The 22692-nt window shown below is 63.8% G+C and carries 18 protein-coding genes; 16 read left to right on the top strand and 2 right to left on the bottom strand.

Annotation, left to right across the window (positions count from 1 at the left end; all coding sequences use genetic code 11):
* Nucleotides 1-2: 2 nt before the first annotated feature.
* The gene (locus KNN17_RS15070; RefSeq protein ID WP_241709817.1) at nt 3-1154 is read right to left on the bottom strand and encodes a glutamate--cysteine ligase; all 1152 of its coding nucleotides are present in this window, start codon (nt 1152-1154) and stop codon (nt 3-5) included.
* Nucleotides 1155-1322: 168 nt separating this feature from the next.
* On the opposite strand from KNN17_RS15070, the gene KNN17_RS15065 reads away from it, so the two are divergent.
* From KNN17_RS15065 to KNN17_RS15055, 3 genes are all read left to right on the top strand, one after another.
* Nucleotides 1323-2483, top strand: a complete 1161-nt coding sequence (locus KNN17_RS15065) for a GTP-binding protein (protein ID WP_241709816.1) — start codon at nt 1323-1325, stop codon at nt 2481-2483.
* Nucleotides 2484-2565: 82 nt separating this feature from the next.
* Entirely contained in the window at nt 2566-2688 is a 123-nt protein-coding gene (ykgO, locus tag KNN17_RS15060; protein ID WP_059387417.1) for a type B 50S ribosomal protein L36, read from the top strand.
* 50 nt (nt 2689-2738) lie between these two features.
* The gene (locus tag KNN17_RS15055) at nt 2739-3557 is read left to right on the top strand and encodes a shikimate 5-dehydrogenase (RefSeq protein ID WP_241709815.1); all 819 of its coding nucleotides are present in this window, start codon (nt 2739-2741) and stop codon (nt 3555-3557) included.
* Between the two features lie 27 nt (nt 3558-3584).
* Here KNN17_RS15055 and KNN17_RS15050 read toward each other — a convergent pair whose 3' ends face one another.
* Nucleotides 3585-4823, bottom strand: coding sequence for a class I SAM-dependent methyltransferase (locus KNN17_RS15050; RefSeq protein WP_241709814.1), 1239 nt, complete (start codon nt 4821-4823; stop codon nt 3585-3587).
* A gap of 77 nt (nt 4824-4900) precedes the next feature.
* Here KNN17_RS15050 and KNN17_RS15045 point away from each other — a divergent pair, with 77 nt between their 5' ends.
* From KNN17_RS15045 to KNN17_RS22700, 13 genes are all read left to right on the top strand, one after another.
* The gene (locus KNN17_RS15045) at nt 4901-5311 is read left to right on the top strand and encodes a hypothetical protein (RefSeq protein ID WP_241709813.1); all 411 of its coding nucleotides are present in this window, start codon (nt 4901-4903) and stop codon (nt 5309-5311) included.
* A 219-nt stretch (nt 5312-5530) separates the two neighbouring features.
* Entirely contained in the window at nt 5531-5827 is a 297-nt protein-coding gene (groES, locus tag KNN17_RS15040; protein WP_028265041.1) for a co-chaperone GroES, read from the top strand.
* Between the two features lie 85 nt (nt 5828-5912).
* On the top strand, nt 5913-7523 hold the full coding sequence (groL, locus tag KNN17_RS15035; protein WP_241709812.1) for a chaperonin GroEL: 1611 nt from the start codon (nt 5913-5915) through the stop codon (nt 7521-7523).
* 245 nt (nt 7524-7768) lie between these two features.
* On the top strand, nt 7769-9829 hold the full coding sequence (locus KNN17_RS15030) for an acyltransferase family protein (protein ID WP_241709811.1): 2061 nt from the start codon (nt 7769-7771) through the stop codon (nt 9827-9829).
* A gap of 220 nt (nt 9830-10049) precedes the next feature.
* Nucleotides 10050-11561, top strand: coding sequence for an IMP dehydrogenase (gene guaB / locus KNN17_RS15025; protein WP_078108142.1), 1512 nt, complete (start codon nt 10050-10052; stop codon nt 11559-11561).
* A 147-nt stretch (nt 11562-11708) separates the two neighbouring features.
* Nucleotides 11709-12845 (top strand): GuaB3 family IMP dehydrogenase-related protein, encoded by a 1137-nt coding sequence (locus KNN17_RS15020; protein WP_241709810.1) that lies wholly within the window; start codon nt 11709-11711, stop codon nt 12843-12845.
* A gap of 102 nt (nt 12846-12947) precedes the next feature.
* Nucleotides 12948-14708, top strand: coding sequence for a glycerol-3-phosphate dehydrogenase/oxidase (locus KNN17_RS15015; RefSeq protein ID WP_241709809.1), 1761 nt, complete (start codon nt 12948-12950; stop codon nt 14706-14708).
* A 39-nt stretch (nt 14709-14747) separates the two neighbouring features.
* On the top strand, nt 14748-15236 hold the full coding sequence (locus tag KNN17_RS15010; protein ID WP_059387422.1) for a PTS sugar transporter subunit IIA: 489 nt from the start codon (nt 14748-14750) through the stop codon (nt 15234-15236).
* A gap of 69 nt (nt 15237-15305) precedes the next feature.
* Nucleotides 15306-16148 carry an SURF1 family protein gene (locus KNN17_RS15005; protein ID WP_241709808.1) on the top strand — a complete coding sequence of 281 codons (843 nt, stop codon included), beginning with the start codon at nt 15306-15308 and terminating at the stop codon, nt 16146-16148.
* Complete coding sequence (locus tag KNN17_RS15000; RefSeq protein ID WP_241709807.1) at nt 16145-16663, top strand: DUF3817 domain-containing protein; 519 nt, start codon at nt 16145-16147, stop codon at nt 16661-16663. Before KNN17_RS15005 ends, KNN17_RS15000 begins: the two co-directional genes overlap by 4 nt.
* A 109-nt stretch (nt 16664-16772) precedes the next feature.
* Nucleotides 16773-18377, top strand: coding sequence for a glutamine-hydrolyzing GMP synthase (gene guaA, locus KNN17_RS14995; RefSeq protein WP_241709806.1), 1605 nt, complete (start codon nt 16773-16775; stop codon nt 18375-18377).
* A gap of 128 nt (nt 18378-18505) precedes the next feature.
* Nucleotides 18506-22402 carry an AAA family ATPase gene (locus KNN17_RS14990; RefSeq protein ID WP_372489687.1) on the top strand — a complete coding sequence of 1299 codons (3897 nt, stop codon included), beginning with the start codon at nt 18506-18508 and terminating at the stop codon, nt 22400-22402.
* Nucleotides 22403-22411: 9 nt separating this feature from the next.
* A complete protein-coding gene (locus tag KNN17_RS22700) occupies nt 22412-22657 on the top strand; it encodes a hypothetical protein (RefSeq protein ID WP_372489686.1) in 246 nt (81 codons plus the stop codon).
* Nucleotides 22658-22692: the final 35 nt, after the last annotated feature.

The following is a 22692-nucleotide window of genomic DNA, read 5'->3' as shown; positions in this document are numbered from 1 at the left end:
CGCTAGGCGGTCAGAACGGACCGCATTTGCTCCACGAGATCCTGGACAACCGCGTGAAGATCGCCGTCATGCTGGGCAGCGACCCGGCGCTGGCGCTGGTAGCCGGCTCCGCGGGCGATGATCTTCTCGACGTCGGCCAGCTCGGCCGAGCAACCCAGCTTCTCGGCGATGGGCGCCAGGCGCAGCAGCGTTTCCTTCAGGTGATCAGTGACGAGCTGCTCGTTGCCTTCGGCGTCGAGGATGATGATCGCCTCCATGCCGTAACGGGCCGCACGCCACTTGTTTTCCTGGATATGCCACGGCGGCATGGTCGGAATGCTGCCGCCGTTGTCCAGGATCGTGGAGAACTCGTCCACCAGGCATTGGGTCAGGGCCGCAACGGCGCCGACTTCCTCGAGCGTGGCGAGGCCATCGCAAATGCGCATCTCGATAGTGCCCAGGTTCGGCACTGGCCGGATGTCCCAGCGGATTTCAGACAGGGTGTCGATCACTCCGGTAGTGAACATGTCCTGGACATAGGACTCGTATTCGGCCCAACTGGGGAACTGGAATGGCAATCCGGCCGTGGGCAGTTGCTGGAACATCAGGGCGCGCTGTGACGCATAGCCGGTGTCTTCGCCACCCCAGAACGGGCTTGAAGCGGACAATGCCTGGAAATGGGGGAAGTAGTTGACCAACCCGTCGAGGATGGGGAGCGCCTTGTCCCTCCGGTCGAGGCCGACATGGACGTGGACTCCGTAGATGACCATTTGCCGTCCCCACCATTGGGTCCGGTCAATCAGCTTGGCATAGCGCTCTTTGTCCGAGACGGGCTGAAGCTGCGGCGGGCTGAAGGGGTGGCTGCCAGCGCAGAAAAGTTCCACGCCCATGGGGTCGGTGACTTCCCTGACAGCCTGCAGCGAGCGGGCCAAGTCTTCCTTGGCTTCCTTGACGGTGTTGCACACGCCCGTGACTAGTTCCACGGTGTTCAGGAGCAGCTCACGTTTGATGTGCGGATGCTCGTCGTCTTCGTTGAGGTCCGGGTGACGCGACGCCACGCCACGCAACACCTCGTTTGCGACAGAGACCAGTTCGCCGGTGCGTGCGTTGACGAGCGCGAGCTCCCATTCCACCCCCAGGGTCGACTGCCTGGATGAAGCGAAATCAATCTGCACGTGGGTCCCCTCGGTATTTGCCAAAACGCCCTGAGCAATGCCCGCCGTGGGGCCGTCAGCGGTTGGCTCAAGTCTAATGCAGGGGCGGTACGGTACCGCATGGACGGATTTCATGGAAGGTAAAGCATTTTTTGCTAATGAGAATGATTTGCATATAAGCTAGTGAACATGCATCTTTCTGTTGTCAGTTCCCTGGACAGCCAATGCCGCGAAGCAGCCGTCGCCAGGCTTGGACGGACCCATCGAGATTCGGTGGTAGTCCTGCACGATCTCCTGGACGGCTCCATTGTCTTGCGAAGGATCTTCCGCGACGGCCAACTGGTGGAGCAAGCCCAAACCGCCTTGGAACATGGTTGCCTTAGCTGCACGGTCCGTCTCGATGTTGTCCCGACGGCGGAACGTCTCGAGTCTTCCGGTCATGACCACGTCGTCCTCGGCTTGCCGCCAGGTGTCTCCGTGGAGATGGCGGTGGCGGAACTCAAGCGAGGCCTGAGACGGGCCGCCGTCATTGACAACGCCGTGTTGGCGATCGATCCCTCGGGGCTGGAAGACCACATCTGGGACAAGCACACGCTGTACGAATCCGGCTTCACGGCCATGCCCGAGGACGACCGCACCAGCGGCGAATTCCTCATCGGGGAACTGGGCCATGCGGACACCGTCATGGTGCACGCCGGCCTTGAGGCAGAGCTCACCGGCTTGCGCCCGGACTCCAGCGAGGCCTGGGCACAAGGGCTGGAACTCCTTGGGCAGCTTGCGCCGCACGCCGCCGTTTCCGCCAGCGACGACGACTTCCGGCCCGGCTGCTACGACGGCGCCGAGGCCCTCGCAAGGGTGCGTCGCGGTTCCGTGCGGGTTCCGCTCGAGCAAGGGTCGGGGCGTTTCCGGACCGTGCTCCACAAAGTGGAACGCCCCCTTCATCCGGCTCGATTCCAGCAGGCGCTGCCCAGGTTGGCCGAGGGATCCCACTGGATGAGGGGCCGCTTGTGGATTGCCTCGGCTGCCAGAGTCCGGATCGCGGTGCAGGGAATCGGGCCGCGCGTTTGGCTCGAGAGCACAGGCGAGTGGCTCGCGGACGCTGGTGCCGGGCCCGTCCCCGGCGGCGAAGGCCCGCAGCACGGAAAGGCGCACCCCGACGTCGACGCTGTCCTCGACTGGCATCCCCGCTTCGGCGACCGGGGCACGGTGCTCGCCGTGACCGGACGGGAGGAAGACCTCGACGCAGCCGAAATCCGCGCACTTCTGGACGGATGTGCGCTGAGCGAAGCGGAGATGCGGCTCGGCTTCGCCGGACTCGAGGACCCTTTCGAACTCGAATCCACCCTGTAGCCGGACCATAGGGTAGCCGGGCTGCAGCCGCGGCGGAACAAAGCCGCCATCAACCAAGTCACAACCCGAGAAGGAGAACCCCATGAAAGTCAGGAATTCGCTGCGTGCCCTCAAGAAGGTTCCCGGCGCGCAAGTGGTGCGTCGGCGAGGCCGCACCTTTGTCATCAACAAGCTGAACCCGCGCTTCAAGGCGCGCCAAGGCTAGCTCCCCGTCTAGGCTGGGCAGAGAACCCGCTACGCGAAGGAAGCCCCGTTATGCCGATCCTCAACAAAGACATGACGCTTTGCATTTCACTCTCTGCCCGGCCGAGCAACAACGGAACGCGTTTCCACAACTTCCTCTACGAGGCGCTCGGCCTGAACTGGATCTACAAAGCCTTCGCTCCCGCTGACCTCCCGAACGCGATCGCCGGCGTGCGCGGCCTGGGCATCCGCGGCTGCGCCGTCTCAATGCCGTACAAGGAGGACGTCATCGCCCTCGTCGACCGCATGGACGCATCGGCCGCCGCTATCGACTCGGTCAACACGATCGTGAACGACGACGGGGTACTCACGGCCTACAACACCGACTACACCGCGATCGCCCAGCTGATCGAGCGCAACGCGATCGACCCGGCGTCGTCTGTGCTGCTCCGCGGTTCCGGCGGCATGGCCAAGGCCACCGCGGCAGCCTTCCGCGACGCCGGATTCTCTCGCGTCACGGTGGTTGCGCGGAACGAGAAGTCCGGACAATCCCTCGCGGCGCTCTACGGCTTCGACTGGCAGGCCGAAGTTGGAGAGTCGACCGCGGACGTGATCGTCAACGTCACGCCGGTCGGCATGGCCGACGGACCCGAGTCCGGCTCGCTGTCCTTCCCCGAAGCGGCGGTCGCGGCCGCGCAGGTGGTGTTCGACGTCGTCGCCCTCCCTGCAGAGACGCCGCTCATCAAGGCTGGCCGTGCGGCAGGAAAGACCGTCATCAGCGGTGCCGAGGTGGCCACGATCCAGGCGCTCGAACAGTTCGTGCTCTACACCGGCATCACGCCAACTCCGGAGCAAGTGGCCGCTGCCGAAGAGTTCACGCGGGCCCAGTAGGGCGCCGCGGGGCCGGCCTGGCGTAACCTAGTCGGCCGCTGCCGGCTCCACCACAACAGCCACCTTTTCCTCGCCGATCCTCGTGAGGACCAGAGTGGCTGTCTTGTTGCCGCGGCCTTTCGCCGAGCCCTTTCCGGCCGGCAGCAATTGTTTCCGCAGTTCCTCGGGGGTGACGGATGTGCCGCGCTTCTTGATGTCCAGTACACCGATGCCGTTGGCCTTCACCCAGGCCTTGAGGGCCTTGACGTTCAACGGCATGACCTCCAGGACTTTGTAGGCGCGCGCGAATGGGGTCTCCACCAGCTCCGGAGCGCAAATGTAGGCGATGTGCCGGTCCACCAGGTGCCCGCCCAGCCGGAGTGCGACGTCGGCCACCAGTCCGGCGCGGATCACCGCGCCGTCCGGTTCATAGAGGTACCCCTCCACCGGTCCGACGTCGGGCACCGGGCCGCCGTCGAAATCTTCGCCGCTGGTGATCTCGGCTGCGCCTTGCGGCCCGAGCACCAGTGCCGCACGACGGATGCCGGGACGGGCGACGTCGTTGAACCACAGCGTTACTTCGGTGACGTCCCCTCCCACCGAGACCCACTGCGCCTCACAGCCGCCCGGAACCGATTCGTGCGGCATCCCCGGACCCATCTTGACGCCGACCGACTTTCCGGTAGCGGCCAGCGATTCAACGAAGGACAACGGCGGCGAGAACGCCTCCGGATCCCAGATACGCTTCGTCCCCGACGACGACGTCGTGCGGCGCGCCGGATCGAGCCACACGCCGTCGACCCCGTCGAGGGGCACGGACGTAGCGTCAGTGTGCACCACTGACGCATGCGGGAAGGGCATGAGGTTGATGGTGGCGCACGCCGCGGTGGTCTCATCCAGTTCCACGGCGGTGACCTTGATGTCCATCGAGGCCATGGCCATGGAGTCGGCTCCGAGCCCGCAGCCCAAGTCCGCGACGTGCTGCGTGCCCGCCTTGGCGAAACGCTCGGCGTGCCTGGCTGCCACACTGAGCCGGGTGGCCTGCTCCAGGCCGGCTTGGGTGAAGAGCATCTGCCGGGCGAATTCGCCGAACTTGGCCTCGGCCCGGGTGCGGAGCCTGGATTGGGTGAGGACGGCGGCCACCAGCCCGGGGGAGTGGCCGTCCTTGCGCAGGCGGGCATTGAGGGCCAACGCTTCGCCGTCGCGGTACGGTCCCAAGGATGCCAGGAGTTCCCAACCCTCGGTTGTCAGCAAGGGGGCAATGTGGTCCTGGGGTGTGTCAGCCATGGGAACTAGCCTAGTGCTCGCCTGTCATACGGGGTGGAGGGGGATCCGGGAGCACTCGGGCGGATAGGGTTGATGCCATGGAAGACAACCCAGTACGCCAGCCTGACGACGCCAATGGTTCTCCCTCTGTCCCCGATAGACGTCCCTTCGCCGGAAATCTTTCCAAGTATGCCCGCCCGGCGCTTATCGTCGGTGCTTTGATTGCCGTTGTCTGCATCGCTCTCTTGATCATTATTTTCTTCCTCGATTCCTTCAATGCAGCTACCTACTCCATGACCGGAAAGAGCGTCCAGGACGCCACTGACGAGGCCCGGGAGATCCGGGACACCTATTCCGGTGCGCGCATCGGTGCGATCGTCGGGCTGGTGGTGTTCGGCGTCGTCGCGCTCGCGAGCGGCGTGGTGCTGTACCTGAACCGCGGAACCGCGCCGGCGGAAGAGTACGACGACGGCGAGGATGTCGACTTCGACGACCTCGCCGGGCAATGAGCTTCCGACCGGAAGCGGCGCTCCGGGTGTTCACCCGTGACGGAATTCTGGCACTCGCCTTGACCGAGTGCTAATGCTTACATAGAGTCTTGATTAGCACTCTCCCTAGGCGGGTGCTAATGCCGCCAGGCACTTACCGGCACCGCGACGACGGTAAGCCCGCCACGGCACCCCTGGTTTGATAGTCCATGTACTACCTCACGTAAAGGAGAGATCCGAGTGTCGGTCTCCATTAAGCCTCTCGAGGATCGCATTGTTGTCCGCCCGCTCGAAGCAGAGCAGACCACGGCTTCCGGCCTGGTCATCCCGGACACTGCACAGGAAAAGCCGCAGGAAGGCGAAGTTGTTGCAGTTGGCCCCGGCCGCTTCGATGACAACGGCAACCGGGTTCCGGTCGACGTAACCGTTGGCGACGTCGTCATCTACTCCAAGTACGGCGGAACTGAAGTCAAGACCGGCGGCAACGAATACCTCGTTCTGTCCGCCCGCGACGTTCTGGCGATCGTCGTTAAGTAATTCCCTGGATCCCGCATCGCAGATCACGTCGGACTTTTCCGGTCGAATCAGCGGTGCGGGTTTTCCGTCTTGAAAGGACACAACCATGGCAAAGCAGCTTGCGTTTAACGACGCTGCCCGTCGCTCGCTCGAAGCAGGCATTGACAAGCTCGCCAACACCGTCAAGGTCACCCTTGGCCCGCGTGGCCGCAACGTCGTTCTGGACAAGAAGTGGGGAGCTCCCACCATCACCAACGACGGCGTGACGATCGCCCGCGAAGTCGAACTCGACGACCCGTATGAGAACCTTGGCGCGCAGCTGGCCAAGGAAGTCGCAACGAAGACCAATGACGTCGCAGGCGACGGCACCACCACGGCCACCGTGCTTGCGCAGGCCCTCGTCAAGGAAGGCCTGCGCAACGTTGCCGCTGGAGCCGCCCCGGGCGAAATCAAGCGTGGCATCGAGGTTTCCGTCCAGGCCGTGGCTGCCCGCCTCCTGGAGAACGCCCGCGAAGTAGAAGGCACGCAGGTTGCCAGCGTCGCCGCGATCTCCGCCCAGAGCGATGAGGTTGGCGAGCTCCTCGCCGAGGCTTTCGGCAAGGTCGGCAAGGATGGTGTCATCACCATCGAAGAGTCCTCCACCACGCAGACCGAACTGGTCCTCACCGAGGGCATGCAGTTCGACAAGGGCTACCTGTCCCCGTACTTCGTCACTGACGCGGAACGTCAGGAAGCTGTTCTGGAGGACGCGCTCATCTTGATCAACCAGGGCAAGATCTCCTCGCTGCAGGAATTCCTGCCGCTCCTCGAGAAGGCCCTGCAGGCCGCCAAGCCGCTCTTCATCATTGCTGAGGACATCGACGGCGAAGCGCTGTCCACGCTGATCGTGAACCGTATCCGCGGCACCCTGAACGTCGTCGCCGTCAAGGCACCGGGCTTCGGCGACCGCCGCAAGGCCATGCTGCAGGACATCGCCACACTGACCGGCGCACAGGTAGTCTCCCCGGAGCTCGGCCTGTCCCTGGACCAGGTTGGCCTCGAGGTGCTCGGCAGTGCCCGCCGCATCACCGTCACCAAGGACAACACCACGATTGTTGACGGCGCCGGCACACCCGAGGACGTCGCAGCACGCGTCGCCCAGATCCGTGCCGAGCTGACCCGCACCGACTCCGACTGGGACCGGGAAAAGCTGCAGGAAAGGCTTGCAAAGCTTGCCGGCGGCATCGGCGTCATCAAGGTCGGCGCAGCCACCGAGGTCGAACTCAAGGAAAAGAAGCACCGTATCGAGGACGCAGTGTCCTCCACGCGTGCTGCCCTTGAAGAAGGCATCGTCTCCGGCGGCGGTTCAGCCCTCATCCACGCCCTCAAGGCACTGGACGAGGACCCTGCCGTCAAGGCACTGGAAGGCGACGCGGCTGCCGCCGTTGGGATCGTCCGCCGAGCCCTGACCCAGCCCCTTCGCTGGATCGCCCAGAACGCTGGCTTCGACGGGTACGTCGTCGTCGCCAAGGTTGCCGAGCTGGAAGACAACCATGGCTTCAACGCGAAGACCGCCGTGTACGAGGACCTGATCGCCGCCGGCGTGATCGACCCCGTCAAGGTCACCCGCTCCGCGCTTCAGAACGCCGCGTCCATCGCAGCCCTGGTTCTCACCACCGAGACCCTGGTTGTCGAGAAGCCGGCCGAAGAAGACGAGCACGCAGGCCACAGCCACTAATCCTGGTTGTCCGACGCAGGAGGCCCGGTCCCGTTGGGGGCCGGGCCTCCTGCGTTTGGCTCCCGGCTACCTTCGTCGCGGCATGGACGAGCCCACAGTTGGCACTCGGTATTCGCCATGTCAACGTCCAGCCAAGCATGACCTAATTGAGTGATGGATGCTTCTCGAATGGATTTTCGATTGGCACTTGTTATTACGAATCAGTAAGATTTATGGTTCGATCTAGGTCATTGAGGGGCATTGTTGTGTCAACTGCGCAAACGACGGCTACTACCAAGGAGCAACGTCGTTCCAGTGGCACCGGAAGAAAGCCGAACTTTCGCCCTGAAATTCAAGGCCTGCGCTCCCTCGCGGTGCTCATGGTGGTTACGTACCACGTGTGGTTCGGCAGGGTTTCCGGTGGCGTAGACGTCTTCCTTCTGGTGTCCGCCTTCTTGATGACATTGCAGTTCACAAACCGCTATGCGCAGCACCGGCCCATGGACCTGCTGAGGCATTGGCTTCACTTGTTCCGGCGGCTGCTTCCGGCAACCGTCGTGGTTCTCCTGGGTACTTTGGCCGCCATCTTCGTGGTCCTCCCCAAAACCCGGTGGGCAGCCTTGGTCGACCAGGTCTGGGCCTCCCTTTTCTACGTCCAGAACTGGCTCCTCCAGCGGGAAGCGGTCAACTACTATGCTGCCGACCGCAGCCAAGCGAGTCCCCTCCAGCATTTCTGGTCCCTTTCGATCCAGGGCCAGGTCTTCATCCTTTGGCCGGTCATTTTCGCGATCGCCGCATTGGTCTGCAGAAAGTACGCCCTCCGCTACAGGGTCGCCCTGACGTATGTGTTCGGGCTGATCTTCCTGGTGTCGCTCACCTACTCGATCATTGCCACGGCGTCGAACCAGACCACCGCCTACTTTGATACTTTCGCCAGGCTGTGGGAGTTCGCCCTCGGAACACTGGCTGCCCTGGTCCTGCCGATGGTGAAGATCTCGAAGAACGTCCGCGTGGTGATGGGGTGGGTCGGCGTTATCGCCATGCTGAGCTGCGGGATCGTGCTCCAGGTCCAGACGGCGTTCCCTGGCTTCGTGGCGCTCTGGCCGACCCTGGCGGCCGCCTGCATCATTGCCGCGGGCCAGACCGGCAGCCGATTCGGAGTGGACCGGATCCTCAGCTCCCGGCCCCTCGTTCGCCTGGGCGACAACTCCTATGCACTGTACTTGTGGCATTGGCCGTTGCTGGTCATCTCCCTCATCTGGACAGGGAAGGACCACGCCGGCTGGCTCTCCGGGACCGTCATCATTGCCACCGCGTTGGTTCTGGCCTTCCTGACGACCAAGTTCGTCGAGAAGCCGTTCAGGGAATGGAAGTGGCCCGAAGTGAACCGGCGACGTGCCGCCGTCGCGATCGTCGCCTGCCTCACTATCGCGATAGTGCCGTTGATCGGTTTCACGGTGCAGCAGAACGTGACCGCCAAAATCGCCATGGACCAAGCCCAAAAGGACAACCCTGGAGCCGCTGCCTTGGTGCCCGGCTACGTCAACGAAGTGAGTCCCAGCGCTGTCCTGCTTCCCACCGCTGAAAAGCTGGCCCAGGACTGGGCAAATCTACCCAGCAAATGCTCGGGAGATCTGGTGCCTTCGTCCAAACTCCTCCAAGGGGTTTGCCTTCAAAACAATCAGCCGGCCGAATCCAGCCGGACCATTCTGGTGCTCGGCGACTCCCACGCGGAGCAATGGCTGGCCGCGGTGGCTCCGGTGGCCGAACAGGAGCAATGGCGCACCTACCAGCTGCTGCTCGGCGCATGTCCGTTCACCGTGGATACCTCCGGATTGGACGCACCGTGCAAGGCCTTCAACGACGCCGTCGTCCAGCAGATCGACCAGCATCCACCGAGTGCCGTATTCCTGGTGGGGACGGCGGCATCGCCCTCATCACCCGATGAAAAGCTGACAGTGGGCCTTGAAGACACAGTGAAGATGCTCACGGGTAAGGGCATCAACGTCATCGCCGTACGGGACAACCCGAGGTTCGATTTCAACATGGCCGATTGCGTCGCGGTCAAAGGTCAACACAGCCCCGACTGCAATCCAAGCCAGGAGCAATTGCTGGCGGCCCAGAACCCGCTCGCGTCCCTTCAGGGGAAGTACCCGGGCTTGTCCATCCTGGATATGACCGATCTGATTTGCAACGGCACGGAATGTCCCGGGGTTGTGGGCAACACGTTTGTCTACTTGGACAACAACCACCTCTCCAAGACCTATGTTGCGAGCATGGCGCCCATGCTCAAGGAAAGGTGGCTGGCCGCCACCGGCTGGAGCTAGGCGCCCGGAGTCAGGGACCCCGACGCCCAGCCGGGCCCGACAACGGGAGCCCCCCGGGTGCCGTTGCTCACATTGCCCTCGCGGAATATGGGGATCGGCGGCGAGGTTCTACTATTTATTCAGAACCTTTCTGCACAGGCCAGTCCCGTAATGACGGGCTGGTCATCAGCTGCAACCCCTACCAGAGCAACCCCCCAGAACCAAGGTAAGAGGCGCACTCATGACCCAGCCCCAACACGATCCCTTTGGCTTTGTCGGCCTGACTTACGACGACGTCCTGCTGCTGCCGGGCCACACCAACGTCATTCCCTCGGAAGCTGATACTTCCTCCCGGATCTCCAAGCGGATTTCCGTCCAGACGCCGCTGCTGTCCGCCGCCATGGACACCGTCACCGAGTCCCGCATGGCCATCGCCATGGCCCGCCAGGGCGGACTCGGCGTGATCCACCGCAACCTGTCCATCGAAGACCAGGCCGACCATGTCGACCGCGTCAAGCGCTCCGAGTCCGGGATGATCACCAACCCCCTGACCATCCACCCGGAAGCAACCCTCCAGGAACTGGACGAACTGTGTTCGCGGTACCGGGTTTCCGGCCTCCCCGTTATCGACCCCGATGGCCGGCTGCTGGGCATCGTCACCAATCGAGACACCCGCTTCGTCCCGGAATCCGACTTCCCGCTGCGGCTGGTCAGCGACGTCATGACCAAGATGCCGCTCATCACCGGGCACGTCGGCATCAGCCGCGAAGAGGCCTCGCACAAGCTGGCCACCAACAAGATCGAGAAGCTGCCCCTCGTTGACGAGCAGGGACGCCTCAAGGGGCTCATCACGACGAAGGACTTCACCAAGGCCGAGCAGTACCCGCTCGCGACGAAGGACGAGGAAGGCCGCCTCCGGGTCGGCGCCGCCATCGGCTTCTTCGGCGACGGCTGGGAACGCGCCATGACGCTGATCGACGCCGGCGTCGACGCATTGTTCGTGGACACCGCCAACGGCCACTCGCAGGGTGTCCTGGACTTGATCACCCGGCTGAAGTCCGACCCCGTGGCCGCGCACGTTGACATCATCGGTGGCCAGGCAGCCACCCGTGAAGGTGCCCAGGCACTGATCGACGCCGGCGCCGACGGCATCAAAGTGGGCGTGGGCCCGGGCTCCATCTGCACCACGCGCGTGGTTGCCGGTGTGGGCGTCCCCCAGATCACGGCCATCTATGAGTCCTCGAAGGCGGCCATCCCCGCCGGAGTCCCGCTGATCGCCGACGGCGGCCTGCAGTACTCGGGCGACATCGGCAAGGCCCTCGTGGCCGGTGCCGACACCGTCATGCTGGGCTCCCTGCTGGCCGGCTGCGACGAGTCGCCGGGTGAGCTGATCTTCGTGAACGGCAAGCAGTTCAAGAGCTACCGGGGCATGGGGTCCCTGGGGGCCATGCAGTCCCGCGGCAAGAACACGTCCTATTCGAAGGACCGTTATTTCCAGGCTGACGTTTCCGGCGATGACAAGCTCATTCCGGAAGGCATCGAAGGCCGCGTCGCATATCGCGGCCCGCTCTCCTCGGTGGCGTACCAGTTGGTGGGCGGCCTGCGCCAGACCATGTTCTACACGGGTGCTCCGACCATCGCAGAGCTCAAAGCACGCGGCAAGTTTGTGCGCATCACTGCGGCCGGGCTGAAGGAGTCCCACCCGCACGACATCCAGATGACCGTCGAGGCCCCGAACTACGGTTCACGCTAGGCGCCATTCTTCCCATAGGCAGTTCAAGTGAGCCCGCCACCTCCCTCCAGGAAGGTGGCGGGCTCGGCTGTTTTCGCGGCAGCCCCCGCCGTCATGCTGTACGTCACCCTGCCGGAAGATCGCGGTGCACTGGGATAACCTAGAGCAGTGACTTATGAGATTGAGATTGGCCGTGGCAAGCGTGGGCGTCGTGCCTACTCCCTGGATGACATCGCGATCGTCCCCAACCGCCGGACGCGCGACCCCAAGGACGTCTCCGTCTCATGGCAGATTGATGCCTACAAGTTCGAGATGCCAGTGATCGCCGCACCCATGGACTCTGCGATGTCTCCTGAAACGGCCATCGCACTTGGCCGGCTGGGCGGCCTGGGCGTGCTGGACCTCGAGGGTTTGTGGACGCGCTACGAGGACCCCCAATCCGTGCTGGACGAGATCTCCGCCCTTGAGGATGAAACGGCCAGCCCGGCGGTCACTCGGCGCATGCAGGAGCTCTACAAGGCTCCCATCCAGCCCGAACTGATCACCACCAGGCTCGCGGAAATCCGGGCTTCGGGCGTGACCGTGGCCGGATCGCTGACGCCGCAGCGCACCCAGGAGCACTATAAAACCGTGGTTGCCGCCGGCGTCGACATTTTTGTCATCCGGGGCACCACCGTCTCGGCCGAACACGTCTCCAAGAACCACGAGCCACTGAACCTCAAGCAGTTCATCTACGAACTCGACGTGCCGGTGATCGTCGGCGGAGCCGCCGGGTACACCCCGGCACTGCACCTCATGCGTACTGGTGCGGCCGGCGTCCTGGTGGGCTTTGGCGGCGGCGCGACGACCACAACGCGCCGTGCGCTCGGCATCCATTCGCCCATGGCATCCGCCATTTCCGACGTCGCCGCAGCCCGCCGCGACTACATGGATGAATCCGGCGGACGATACGTGCACGTGATCGCCGACGGCGGCATGGGCAGTTCGGGTGACATCGTCAAAGCCATCGCCATGGGCGCCGACGCCGTCATGCTCGGCAGCGCCCTGGCACGTGCCGAAGAAGCCCCGGGCAAGGGCTGGCACTGGGGCCAGGAAGCCCACCACCTTGAGCTGCCCCGCGGCGACAGGGTCAACGTCGGCACTGTCGGGCCCCTCGAAGAAGTACTCTTCGGACCGGGCCACCACACCAACGGAACGTCCAACCTGATCGGAGCGCTTCGCCGTTCCATGGCCACCACCGGCTATTCGGACCTGAAGGAGTTCCAGCGCGTCGACGTCGTCGTCTCGCCTTACTCCGGGCGGTAGCGCCCATTCGGCCGCTTGAGCAGTCGCGCGAAAACCCTGCCCAAGCCCGCGGACAAGAAGTAGTGTGGGGAACTACGGGCTTTGTGCGATGGGAGGCGTCCAATGAGCAGTGTTGCAGATGGTTCGCAAAGGGATGATGCATCCAGCGGTGCATTGAGTCCAGACGCGCGGGCCAGATCCATCGACGTTCTCAAGGGCACCACCGAGCCTGGCAAGGAACTCGACATCCTGATCGTCGGGGGAGGCGTGGTCGGGGCCGGGGCGGCGTTGGACGCCGTGACCCGCGGCTTGTCCGTTGGCATTGTCGAGGCCAGGGACTGGGCTTCCGGCACGTCGTCGAGGTCCTCGAAACTGATTCACGGTGGCCTGCGCTACCTGGAAATGCTGGACTTCGCGCTGGTCCAGGAGGCCCTCCAGGAGCGCGGACTGCTGATCCAACAGATCGCACCGCACCTCGTCCGGCCGGTCCCGTTCCTCTACCCGCTGACCCGGCGGTTTTGGGAACGCCCGTACGTTGGTGCCGGGATCTTCCTCTACGACACGCTCGGCCTCACCTCCGGACACAGCCGCGGTGTGCCCATGCACAAGCACCTCTTCCGGCGCGGAACACTGAGGGCAGCCCCCAGCCTCAAGAACGATGCCTTCGTCGGTTCCATCCGCTATTACGATGCGCAGGTCGACGACGCCAGGCTGGTGGTGAATGTCGTCCGCACCGCGGCACATTACGGAGCGCATGCCGTGAACAGGATGCGCGTGGTGTCGTTCGTGCGCGAGGGCGAACGTGTGGTCGGTGCGAAGGTGGAAAACCAGGAGGACGGCAGCATCATCGAAGTCCGCGCCAAGCAAGTGGTCAACGCCACCGGAGTCTGGACGGACGAGACCCAGGCCATGGTGACGGACCGCGGCCAACTCAAGGTCCGCGCCTCCAAAGGCATCCACCTTGTGGTCCCGCGCGACCGCTTCCAATCCACAGTGGGATTGATACTGAGGACCGAAAAATCCGTGCTGTTCGTCATCCCGTGGGGCCGGCACTGGATCATCGGCACAACGGACACCGACTGGAAGCTCGACAAGGCGCACCCCGCCGCGTCCACAAAGGACATCGACTATGTCCTTGAACACGTCAACCGTGTCTTGAAGCGGCCCCTGACCCGTGAGGATGTCGAGGGAGTCTACGCGGGCCTCCGCCCGCTGCTGGCGGGGGAGAGCGACTCAACGGCGAAACTTTCACGCGAACACGTCGTGGCGCACCCCGTTCCAGGCTTGGTGGTGGTTGCAGGTGGAAAGTTCACCACGTACCGGGTCATGGCGAAGGACGCTGTGGACGAAGCGACCCGGGCCATGGACGAGCGCGTACCGGCGAGCTGCACCGATACCATTCCGCTCCTGGGAGCCGAGGGATTCAAGGCTGCATGGAACCGGCGCGCAAGAACCGCGGATGAAGCCGGAGTGCATGTCGCCAGGGTGGAGCATCTCCTGAACCGCTACGGATCCATGACCCCGGACGTCCTGGCCATCATCAAGGACAACCCCGCCATGGCCGAGCCGCTGCCTGGAGCCGACGACTATTTGGCGGCGGAGGTCGTCTATGCCGCGACCCATGAGGGTGCCCGGCATGTCCATGATGTCCTGACACGACGTACCCGCATCTCGATCGAGTCGTGGGACAGAGGTGTTTCCGCGGTCCCTGTTGTCGCTAAGCTGATGGGAGAGATTCTTGGCTGGAGCGACACGCAGCGGGAAAGCGAAATCAAGCACTACCTGGCCCGGGTGGAAGCTGAACGGCTCAGCCAACAGCAGCCCGACGACGAATCGGCCGATGCTGCGCGCATGGGGGTCGATGACATCGTTCCCCTCCGCTGAGCGGCCTGGGTCGGCTGGGCACACTGGAGGGAAAACGACTTGGCGGAACCACTGGACCCGTATGATGCCGAACTGACAACGCCGGAGACCGTCATCCTTGAAATGGAAGCGGTCGACAAGACAGATGCTGCGGGCCAGCTCGCGGAACGGCTGTACGCGGCCGGGCGCATCACGGACCTCGAGGGCTTCCTCGAAGTCGTCAATTCGCGCGAGCATCAGCTTGCCACCGGACTGCCGGGCGGCATTGGCCTTCCGCACGCGCGCAGCGAGTATGTTTCCCGGGTCTCCATCGCTGTTGGTGTCACGAAGTTCGGTCATTCGCTGGACTTCGGCGCCAGCGACGGACCGGCCACGTTGGTCCTGCTCATCGCTACGCCGGCCAGTTCGTTCTCGGACCACCTGGAAGTCCTCGCGACCTTGGCCCGCTCGCTGTCCAAGGAATCGTTCCGGGAATCCCTCCGGCGCGCCCACGATCCCGAAGTCATCGCCGAACTGATCAACTCCAGCCTGGTGTTCTTCGACCACTGACGTCCTCCCCCCCTTGGGGGAGGCCGGTTCGTTTAGCTGTTCTACAGCTTGACGAAGTACGGTTAAGGGGTGTTGAAAACCGCTCTGAAGCCCCGCTGGATCGCAGGACTTGTCTTCGCGCTCCTGCTCTCCGGGGTGTTTGTGCTGCTCAGCCAGTGGCAGTTCGGCAGATCCACCCAGAGCGACGCCCCGGTTGACAACCCCGCGGTGGAGCAAGTCAAGCCGCTTACCGGGGTATTGCAGCCTGGAACGTTCTTCCCGGGCACCGCATCGGACCAAATGGTCAGCGCCAAGGGCAGTTACGACCCCGCCAAGCAGGTCCTTGTGGAGGGCCGGCTTCTGGCAGGGCAAAAAGGGTACTGGGTAGTGAACGCGTTCGCTGTCGACGGCGCCCCCGTCCTGCACGGTGTCGCCGCCTCCGCGAAGACCTGGATCCCCGTGGCCCGCGGCTGGGTGGCCGATCCCGCCCAAGCCGGGCCTCCGCCGTCGGGCACTATCGAACTGACCGGGAGGCTCCTGCCGTCCGAGGCGCCGGTGCCAAACGTCGACGCCGGAGCGGGCCGCGCGTCTGCGGTGTCGGTCGCGGAACTCATCAACACGTGGCAAGTCTCAAGCTATCCCGGCTTCGTCGCCGCGACCTCGGAAGTATCGGCTGGCAAGACCCTCGCCCTTCCGACGCAGCTGAAGCCATTGAACATCCCGGCCCAACCCCCCAACCAACAAATCAACTGGCTCAACCTCTTCTACTCCGTGGAATGGGTGGTCTTTGCAGGATTCGCCCTCTACGTCTGGTGGCGCATGGTGGCCGATGACTACCGGCGCACCCTCGAAGACGACGAGGACGAGCCCGACGACGAATTCCCGTCAGACGATTTGCCAGCAAGTACCAAGCCAGAACAGGTAAAGCCATGATTGAGCCCAAACCGGCCATCCAGCCCGAACAGTCCGGAGAATCTGCCGCCAAGCCAACCGCGGCCAAGAAGCGCCGCTTCGGCGGAACGACTGCCCAGATCCGCTCGGCCTTGAAATTCTACAAAGTCATGGCCTACCTCACCGGTACCATGCTGCTGCTCCTGTGCGCCGAGCTCGTTGCGCGCTATGTGTTCGGCGTGTATCTCTTTGCCGGCGGAACCAACGCAATCACCGGTCAGCCCTTCGGTTTTGGATTCGCGGATGCTGAGTCGAAGGCGGTCCTGGGTGGCGTCAACGTTTCCGTCGGAGTCCTGATCGTCCACGGCTGGATGTACGTGCTGTACCTCATCTCGGACTTCCGCTTGTGGTCGCTCATGCGCTGGCCGTTCATGAAGCTCATCCTGCTCGCCTTGGGCGGCGTTGTCCCTCTCATGTCCTTCATTGTGGAGAAGAAGTTCCACTCGGAGGTAGAGATGGAACTCGCCGCGAATCCGCGGGCGTCCAAGCGCTACTGACGGGCCCGCCACGGCGGGCATTGTGAGATCGCTAACGTCGGGCTGGTTTCCCGGCTTCACGACCGGCTTCAAGGTGCACCGGGGCATCCCGGCAAAGTAGGCTGTTACGGTGACTACTCCCACCGCACCCTTCAGTTCTGAAGCTCAGACTTCCCAGAAGCCGGTGCTGGTTGTTGACTACGGTGCCCAGTACGCGCAGCTGATTGCCCGCCGCGTCCGTGAAGCGAATGTGTACTCGGAAATTGTTCCGCACACGTTCACCACCGAGCAGCTTCTGGCCAAGAACCCGGCAGCGATCATCCTCTCCGGCGGACCTTCCAGCGTTTATGCCGAGGGTGCCCCGAGGGTCGGCGCGGACCTTTTCGAGGCCGGCGTGCCGGTCTTCGGCATTTGCTACGGCTTCCAGGCCATGGCCAACGCGCTCGGCGGCAAAGTCGCGCAAACCGGTTTGCGCGAGTACGGCGCCACCGAGGCCACCACTGTCGGCGAAGCCCGTTCGATCCTTGCCGGCGTTCCGGACTCCCAGAACACCTGGATGAGCCACGGAGACTCGGTTCACGAAGCTCCTGAGGGCTTCGAAGTCCTGGCTACAACTGCAGGCGCACCTGTGGCAGCTTTCGCGAACGAAGAGAAGCATCTCTACGGCGTGCAATGGCACCCGGAAGTAAAGCACTCGGCGCACGGCCAGCAGGTTCTGGAGAACTTCCTGTTCAACGGTGCCGGCCTGAAGCCCAACTGGACCACGGGCAACATCCTCGAAGAGCAAGTGGACCGGATCCGCCGGCAGGTCGGCGATTCCAAAGTCATCTGCGGCCTCTCCGGTGGCGTCGACTCGGCCGTAGCCGCAGCCCTCGTGCAGCGCGCCGTGGGCGATCAGCTGACCTGCGTTTTCGTGGACCACGGGCTGCTGCGCGAAGGTGAAGCCGAACAGGTCGAACGTGACTTCGTTGCCGCAACCGGCGTCAATCTCTATGTCGCCAACGAGCAGGAGCGATTCCTTTCGGCGCTGGCCGGGGTCAGCGACCCCGAGACCAAGCGAAAGATCATCGGCCGCGAGTTCATCCGCGCGTTTGAGGAGGCCGAGCGGGCCATCATCGCCGAGGCCGCATCCGAAGGCGAGAGCATCAAGTTCCTCGTCCAGGGCACCCTGTACCCGGACGTCGTCGAATCCGGCGGCGGCGAAGGTGCCGCGAACATCAAGAGCCACCACAACGTGGGCGGTCTTCCCGAGGACCTGCAGTTCGAACTTGTTGAACCGCTCCGCGCCCTGTTCAAGGACGAGGTTCGCGCAGTGGGCGCACAGCTCGGCTTGCCCCAGGAAATCGTCGGACGCCAGCCGTTCCCCGGACCCGGCCTGGGTATCCGCATTGTCGGCGAAGTGAACAAGGAACGGCTCGAGCTGCTTCGCAAGGCGGACGCCATCGCGCGGGCCGAACTCACCGCGGCCGGACTCGATAACGACGTCTGGCAGATGCCTGTCGTACTCCTCGCCGACGTCCGCAGCGTTGGCGTGCAGGGCGACGGCCGCACCTACGGACACCCGATCGTACTGCGCCCGGTTTCCTCCGAGGACGCCATGACTGCCGACTGGTCGAGGCTGCCGTACGACCTCCTCGCCAGGATCTCCAACAGGATCACCAACGAGGTTGACGGGGTCAACCGCGTGGTACTGGACGTCACCAGCAAGCCGCCGGGAACCATCGAGTGGGAATAGCATCCTGAGTGACCGGTCCCTGTTTGAGGGACCGGTCACTTTGTTTTTCCCCTGAAATCAGGGGTAATTTGCCTTTCCAACAGTGTTGCGGTGCGGACTGCCGGTGGATTCCCGCTACCCTCGAAAGTATGCCGATTTGGTCCAAGTCGTCTCGAGCTAGAACAGAAAAGAAGGCAGCGGTGTCAGTAGGTCAAAGCCACGAAGAGGGCTCCGTAGAGCTTCGGAAATGGCTGTCCGGCCTCAAACCCGTGACTGGCGCGGACACCATGCTGCGCTTCGTCAAGACGCCGGAAGGGTCGATAGACCTTAGCAACGGCCACCCATCAGGCCTGGCGCAGCTCCTCGCCGGGCGCCGAACCCGGCTTTCCACCTTGATCCGGGACCGCCAGCAGTATCTTGTTGCCGCGCGGGCTGCCAGGAACCTTCGCTCAAAGATTTTCGAACTGGGAAACGACCGGGGGATCGACGCCGGTTACCTGTCCTGCGGCACGGTCGTCTGGACGTCGGCCGTGGGCGGAAAGCCCCAACGCGTCTCCGCCCCCGTCATGTTGGCCGCCATCTCACTCACGGCACGGCCGGGCGAAGACGACTACGAGCTGCAACTCACCGAGCAAGCGGGCATCAACCCCGCTTTGGTCCGGCATTTGAAGACCGTCCATGGCATCGTCTTTGACGTCAATGCCGTGAGCCGTATGGCATACAACACCGCACGACTTGACCCCCTGCCGGTCCTTGACCGTCTTGCCACGCTGGTGCAGCCGATCCACGGTGCCGAGGTCACCCCGAATCTCCTCATCACGACGCTGGCAGATCTGTCCGGGAATTTGGAAGACCCCTGGATCAACGAGAACAGCAGCATCGTTGCATCGCTGTTCGAAGCCGCCAACGGCGGGGGCGTGGAACCTGAGCCCATCAAGTCCGGAAGGTTCCCGAACCTCGACGAGCGGGACCCTTCTGAAGAGTCGCTCCTCCTGGATGCGGACTCGGACCAGCAGTACGTCGTGGATGCCGTGCGGGCAGGCGATTCGCTGGTGGTCAGCACCCCGCCAGGCAGCGGCCAGACGCAAACGGCCATCAATGCCATCGGCGCCCTCGTCAACGAGGGCAAATCGGTGCTCGTCGTGGGCGACCGGCGAGCGAGCCTCAACGGTCTGGCGGGCCATTTTGAAGCCCTGGGCCTCGAATCGATGGTCTTCAGGCCGGGCAACGGTGCCACTCCGCAGCAGCTCAAGGGCCAGCTCGTCAGCGCCATCATCCGCAACGAAAAGTCGCTGGAACCCCAGCTTGCCAACCTGCACAAGACCTTGACCGAGCACCGGCATGCCCTCATGGACCATGTCGCGTCTTTGCACAACGTGCGCCAGCGCTGGGGATGTTCGCCCTACCAGGCCATGCAATCGCTCGCGGAACTGACCGCCATCCAACCCGCTCCCGCCACGACCGTGCGCTTGAAGCGCAGTGTCTTGGACAACATCAAGGACCGCGCTGAGTTGGCTGAAAGATTGCGACGCGCCGCCGAGCTTGGCAGCTTCAGCCGGGCATCGACGTCGAGCCCCTGGTACGGGGCGCGCCTGGTCACCCGCAAGGAGACCGAGGAAGCGCAGCAACTGGCCAGCAGCGCCGCGGAACAACTTCCCCAATTGCGGGATCGGATGAACCAGCTCGCGGAGCACTCCGAAATCCGGCTTGGGGCGAACTTCGCCGAATGGGGCGCTCAGCTTGAGCTCCTGATGGCGGTACGGGAAAGCCTGGACAAATTCACCCCGGACATTTTTGACCGGCCGGTCCACGATCTCATCTCGGCTACGGCTACCTCCGCCTGGCGCCGTGAGCGGGGCCTTGAGATGCCCTCGATGCAGCGCTCCCGCTTGCGCCGCGTGGCAAAGGAATATGTGCGCCCGGGTGTCCACATTGCGGATTTGCACAGCTCCTTGGCCCTCGTTCAGGAACAACGGGCCCTCTGGTCCCAGTACGCCACCACCCAGCGCCATCCGGCAGTGCCATCCGGCCTCGCGGATTTGGGCGCCAGCTACCGCGAACTGGACAGGGACCTCCGCCGTCTGGGCGATTGCCTCAAACATACGGCTGCCGGCGGTGATCTGCACGCGAGCCGTTACGAAGAGCTCGTGGAGCGACTTGAGCGCCTTGTTGCCGACACGGGCACCCTGGAAACGCTTCCAGAGCGCACGCTTCTGGTCGAGAACATGCGCGAGCATGGGCTCGCCGAGCTTCTTGCGGACTTGGCCGAACGGGAAGTGCCTGCCGAATCCGTTGCCGCGGAACTGGACCTTGCCTGGTGGCAGTCCGCCCTCGAAGCAATGATCAGCGGCGACGACTACCTCGCCATGTCCGACGGCGATTCCCTGCGCCGGCTTGAAGCCGAGTACCGTCTGGCGGACCACGCGCACATCGCCAGTGGAGCTGCCCGGCTGCGGTGGAGGCTCGCCGAAATGTGGCGGGCCGGAATCGCTGAACATCCCCGCCAATCGGAACTCCTGCGGAACCTGATCAAAGATGGCCGCGTTACCCTCTCGGCGCTGAGCGCCCAGGCACCTGCCCTCGTAGCCCGGCTCGTTCCCGTGTGGTCCATCAGTCCGTACTTGCTGACGAGCCTCCTGCCTGCCGAACAGAAGTTCGATGCGGTGGTGATTCTCGATGCCGAGAGCACGTCCTTGCAGGCTGTGCTGCCTGCCATCGCGCGAGCCCACCAAGTGATTGCCTTCGGCGACGCGAAGATCGGCAACGCCCGCACGTTCAGCGTTGCGGTGGAGCCGCCCATGGCCGGTGCCGCGAGCCAGGACACCGTGGACAGTGCGTTCAGTGCCTTGGCCCGGGTCCTGCCCACGTGGCAGTTGAACTGGGTGTACCGGGCGGTTGACGAAGACCTCCTGCTGCAGTTGAGCAAGAACTACTACGACGGCGGCCTGCGTCGATTGCCGGACGGCCAGTCCGTCACGGGGCTGGACCGCTCGGTAGTGGTTGAATACATCCCGGACGGCACCGGCCTGCCTGGTGCCGACCACGAAGGTGTCGAATCTGTCGCCGCCGAAGTGAACCGCGTAGTTGACCTGGTGTTTCAACACGCCAGCCTCCGGCCGCGGACCTCGCTCGCCGTCGTCACCGCAAGCCTGCGCCATGCCGCAAGGATCGGTGAAGCCATCCGGCTCCAACTTCCCAACTATCCGCTGCTCTCGGGTTTCTTCAACGCCGGCGCGGAGTCCTTCCGCGTGGTGGATCTGGAGCGCGCGCAGGGACTGGTCCGCGACCACATCATTTTCTCGCTGGGCTTCGGGCGCACCCCGCATGGCCGGGCGCTGCACAGTTTCGGCCCTCTGTCCGTCGAAGGCGGGCGAAACAAATTTGCCCTGGCTATGACCCGCTCCCGAAGGTCCATGCACGTCCTGAGCTGCTTCCGTCCGGAAGACCTCGATCTTGACCGGCTGGCCCACGGCGCCGTCGACTTCCATGAACTCCTTGACCGTGAACTGTCGGGGAACTCCGATCTGGGGACACCGGCCACCAGGGCAGCCGCCAGCGAGCAAGCGCTCGGCGAGGATCCGTTGGTGGCGGATCTGGGCGAGCGGCTCCGAGCCCGGGGAGCGCGCGTGTGGCACCACTATGACGGAGTCCTGGACATCGCCGCGGCGGCCGATCCCGTGCACACGATCGGCCGGGATGACAGCGAAATGCCTACGCCGGTGGCCATTGAATCGGATGGCACGGAACGATACCGCCGCATGAGCGTGAGGGAGCGCAGCAGGCTCCGGCCACAGCTCCTGGAACGCCTTGGCTGGCGCTACATGTCGCTGTGGACCATCGAAGTATTCACGGATCCCTCGTCCTGCGCGGATCGCATTGGATCCTATCTGGGACTCGAGAAGCCTGTGGCGCCATCGTATGGTGATGTCCAGGATGGATTCCTGGACATCGATGTTGAACAATTGGAACTGAATAGCCAGGCGGAACCCTCCGCGGCCAGGTCCAGCGGCGCGCAAGGCGCTGGCTCGGGTCCGGCTATCCCCTAAGGAAACGCAATGGCGGAAAGCAAAAGCACTCATTCCAGGCCGCCCGCGGACACCAGCGCCGGAGCGGCAGACGCTGATACCGGGTTGGCCACGCAGGAGAAGGCAGAAGTGAAGCCCGCACCGGAACGGAAGCCGGCAGGAGAAGGTATTCTGCCCAAGAAAGCTTCCGAGGACGATCCGCGCCGTTGGGGCGATGAATCCAGCTACGACCATGACGCTTGGCTGAAGGAACAAAGGCCCCCGCACTGGGGCTGAATGGACCATCATGGTGGTGACTCTCCGGCGGGGTT

It is taken from the genome of Arthrobacter bambusae (assembly GCF_022606295.1).
GTDB classification, from domain to species: Bacteria; Actinomycetota; Actinomycetes; order Actinomycetales; family Micrococcaceae; genus Arthrobacter; species Arthrobacter bambusae_A.
Note: the sequence above shows the minus strand (reverse complement) of the source record. Positions and strands in the feature narration are given on the sequence as shown.

Excerpts from the sequence above, each read along its gene's own strand:
- ykgO (WP_059387417.1), top strand. The coding sequence starts at position 2,566 with ATGAAAGTCAGGAATTCGCTGCGTGCCCTCAAGAAGGTTCCCGGCGCG.
- KNN17_RS14990 (WP_372489687.1), top strand. The coding sequence starts at position 18,506 with ATGCCGATTTGGTCCAAGTCGTCTCGAGCTAGAACAGAAAAGAAGGCA.
- KNN17_RS15050 (WP_241709814.1), bottom strand. The coding sequence starts at position 4,823 with ATGGCTGACACACCCCAGGACCACATTGCCCCCTTGCTGACAACCGAG.
- KNN17_RS15065 (WP_241709816.1), top strand. The coding sequence starts at position 1,323 with ATGCATCTTTCTGTTGTCAGTTCCCTGGACAGCCAATGCCGCGAAGCA.
- KNN17_RS15045 (WP_241709813.1), top strand. The coding sequence starts at position 4,901 with ATGGAAGACAACCCAGTACGCCAGCCTGACGACGCCAATGGTTCTCCC.
- KNN17_RS15000 (WP_241709807.1), top strand. The coding sequence starts at position 16,145 with ATGATTGAGCCCAAACCGGCCATCCAGCCCGAACAGTCCGGAGAATCT.
- groL (WP_241709812.1), top strand. The coding sequence starts at position 5,913 with ATGGCAAAGCAGCTTGCGTTTAACGACGCTGCCCGTCGCTCGCTCGAA.
- guaB (WP_078108142.1), top strand. The coding sequence starts at position 10,050 with ATGACCCAGCCCCAACACGATCCCTTTGGCTTTGTCGGCCTGACTTAC.
- KNN17_RS15015 (WP_241709809.1), top strand. The coding sequence starts at position 12,948 with ATGAGCAGTGTTGCAGATGGTTCGCAAAGGGATGATGCATCCAGCGGT.
- KNN17_RS22700 (WP_372489686.1), top strand. The coding sequence starts at position 22,412 with ATGGCGGAAAGCAAAAGCACTCATTCCAGGCCGCCCGCGGACACCAGC.
- KNN17_RS15055 (WP_241709815.1), top strand. The coding sequence starts at position 2,739 with ATGCCGATCCTCAACAAAGACATGACGCTTTGCATTTCACTCTCTGCC.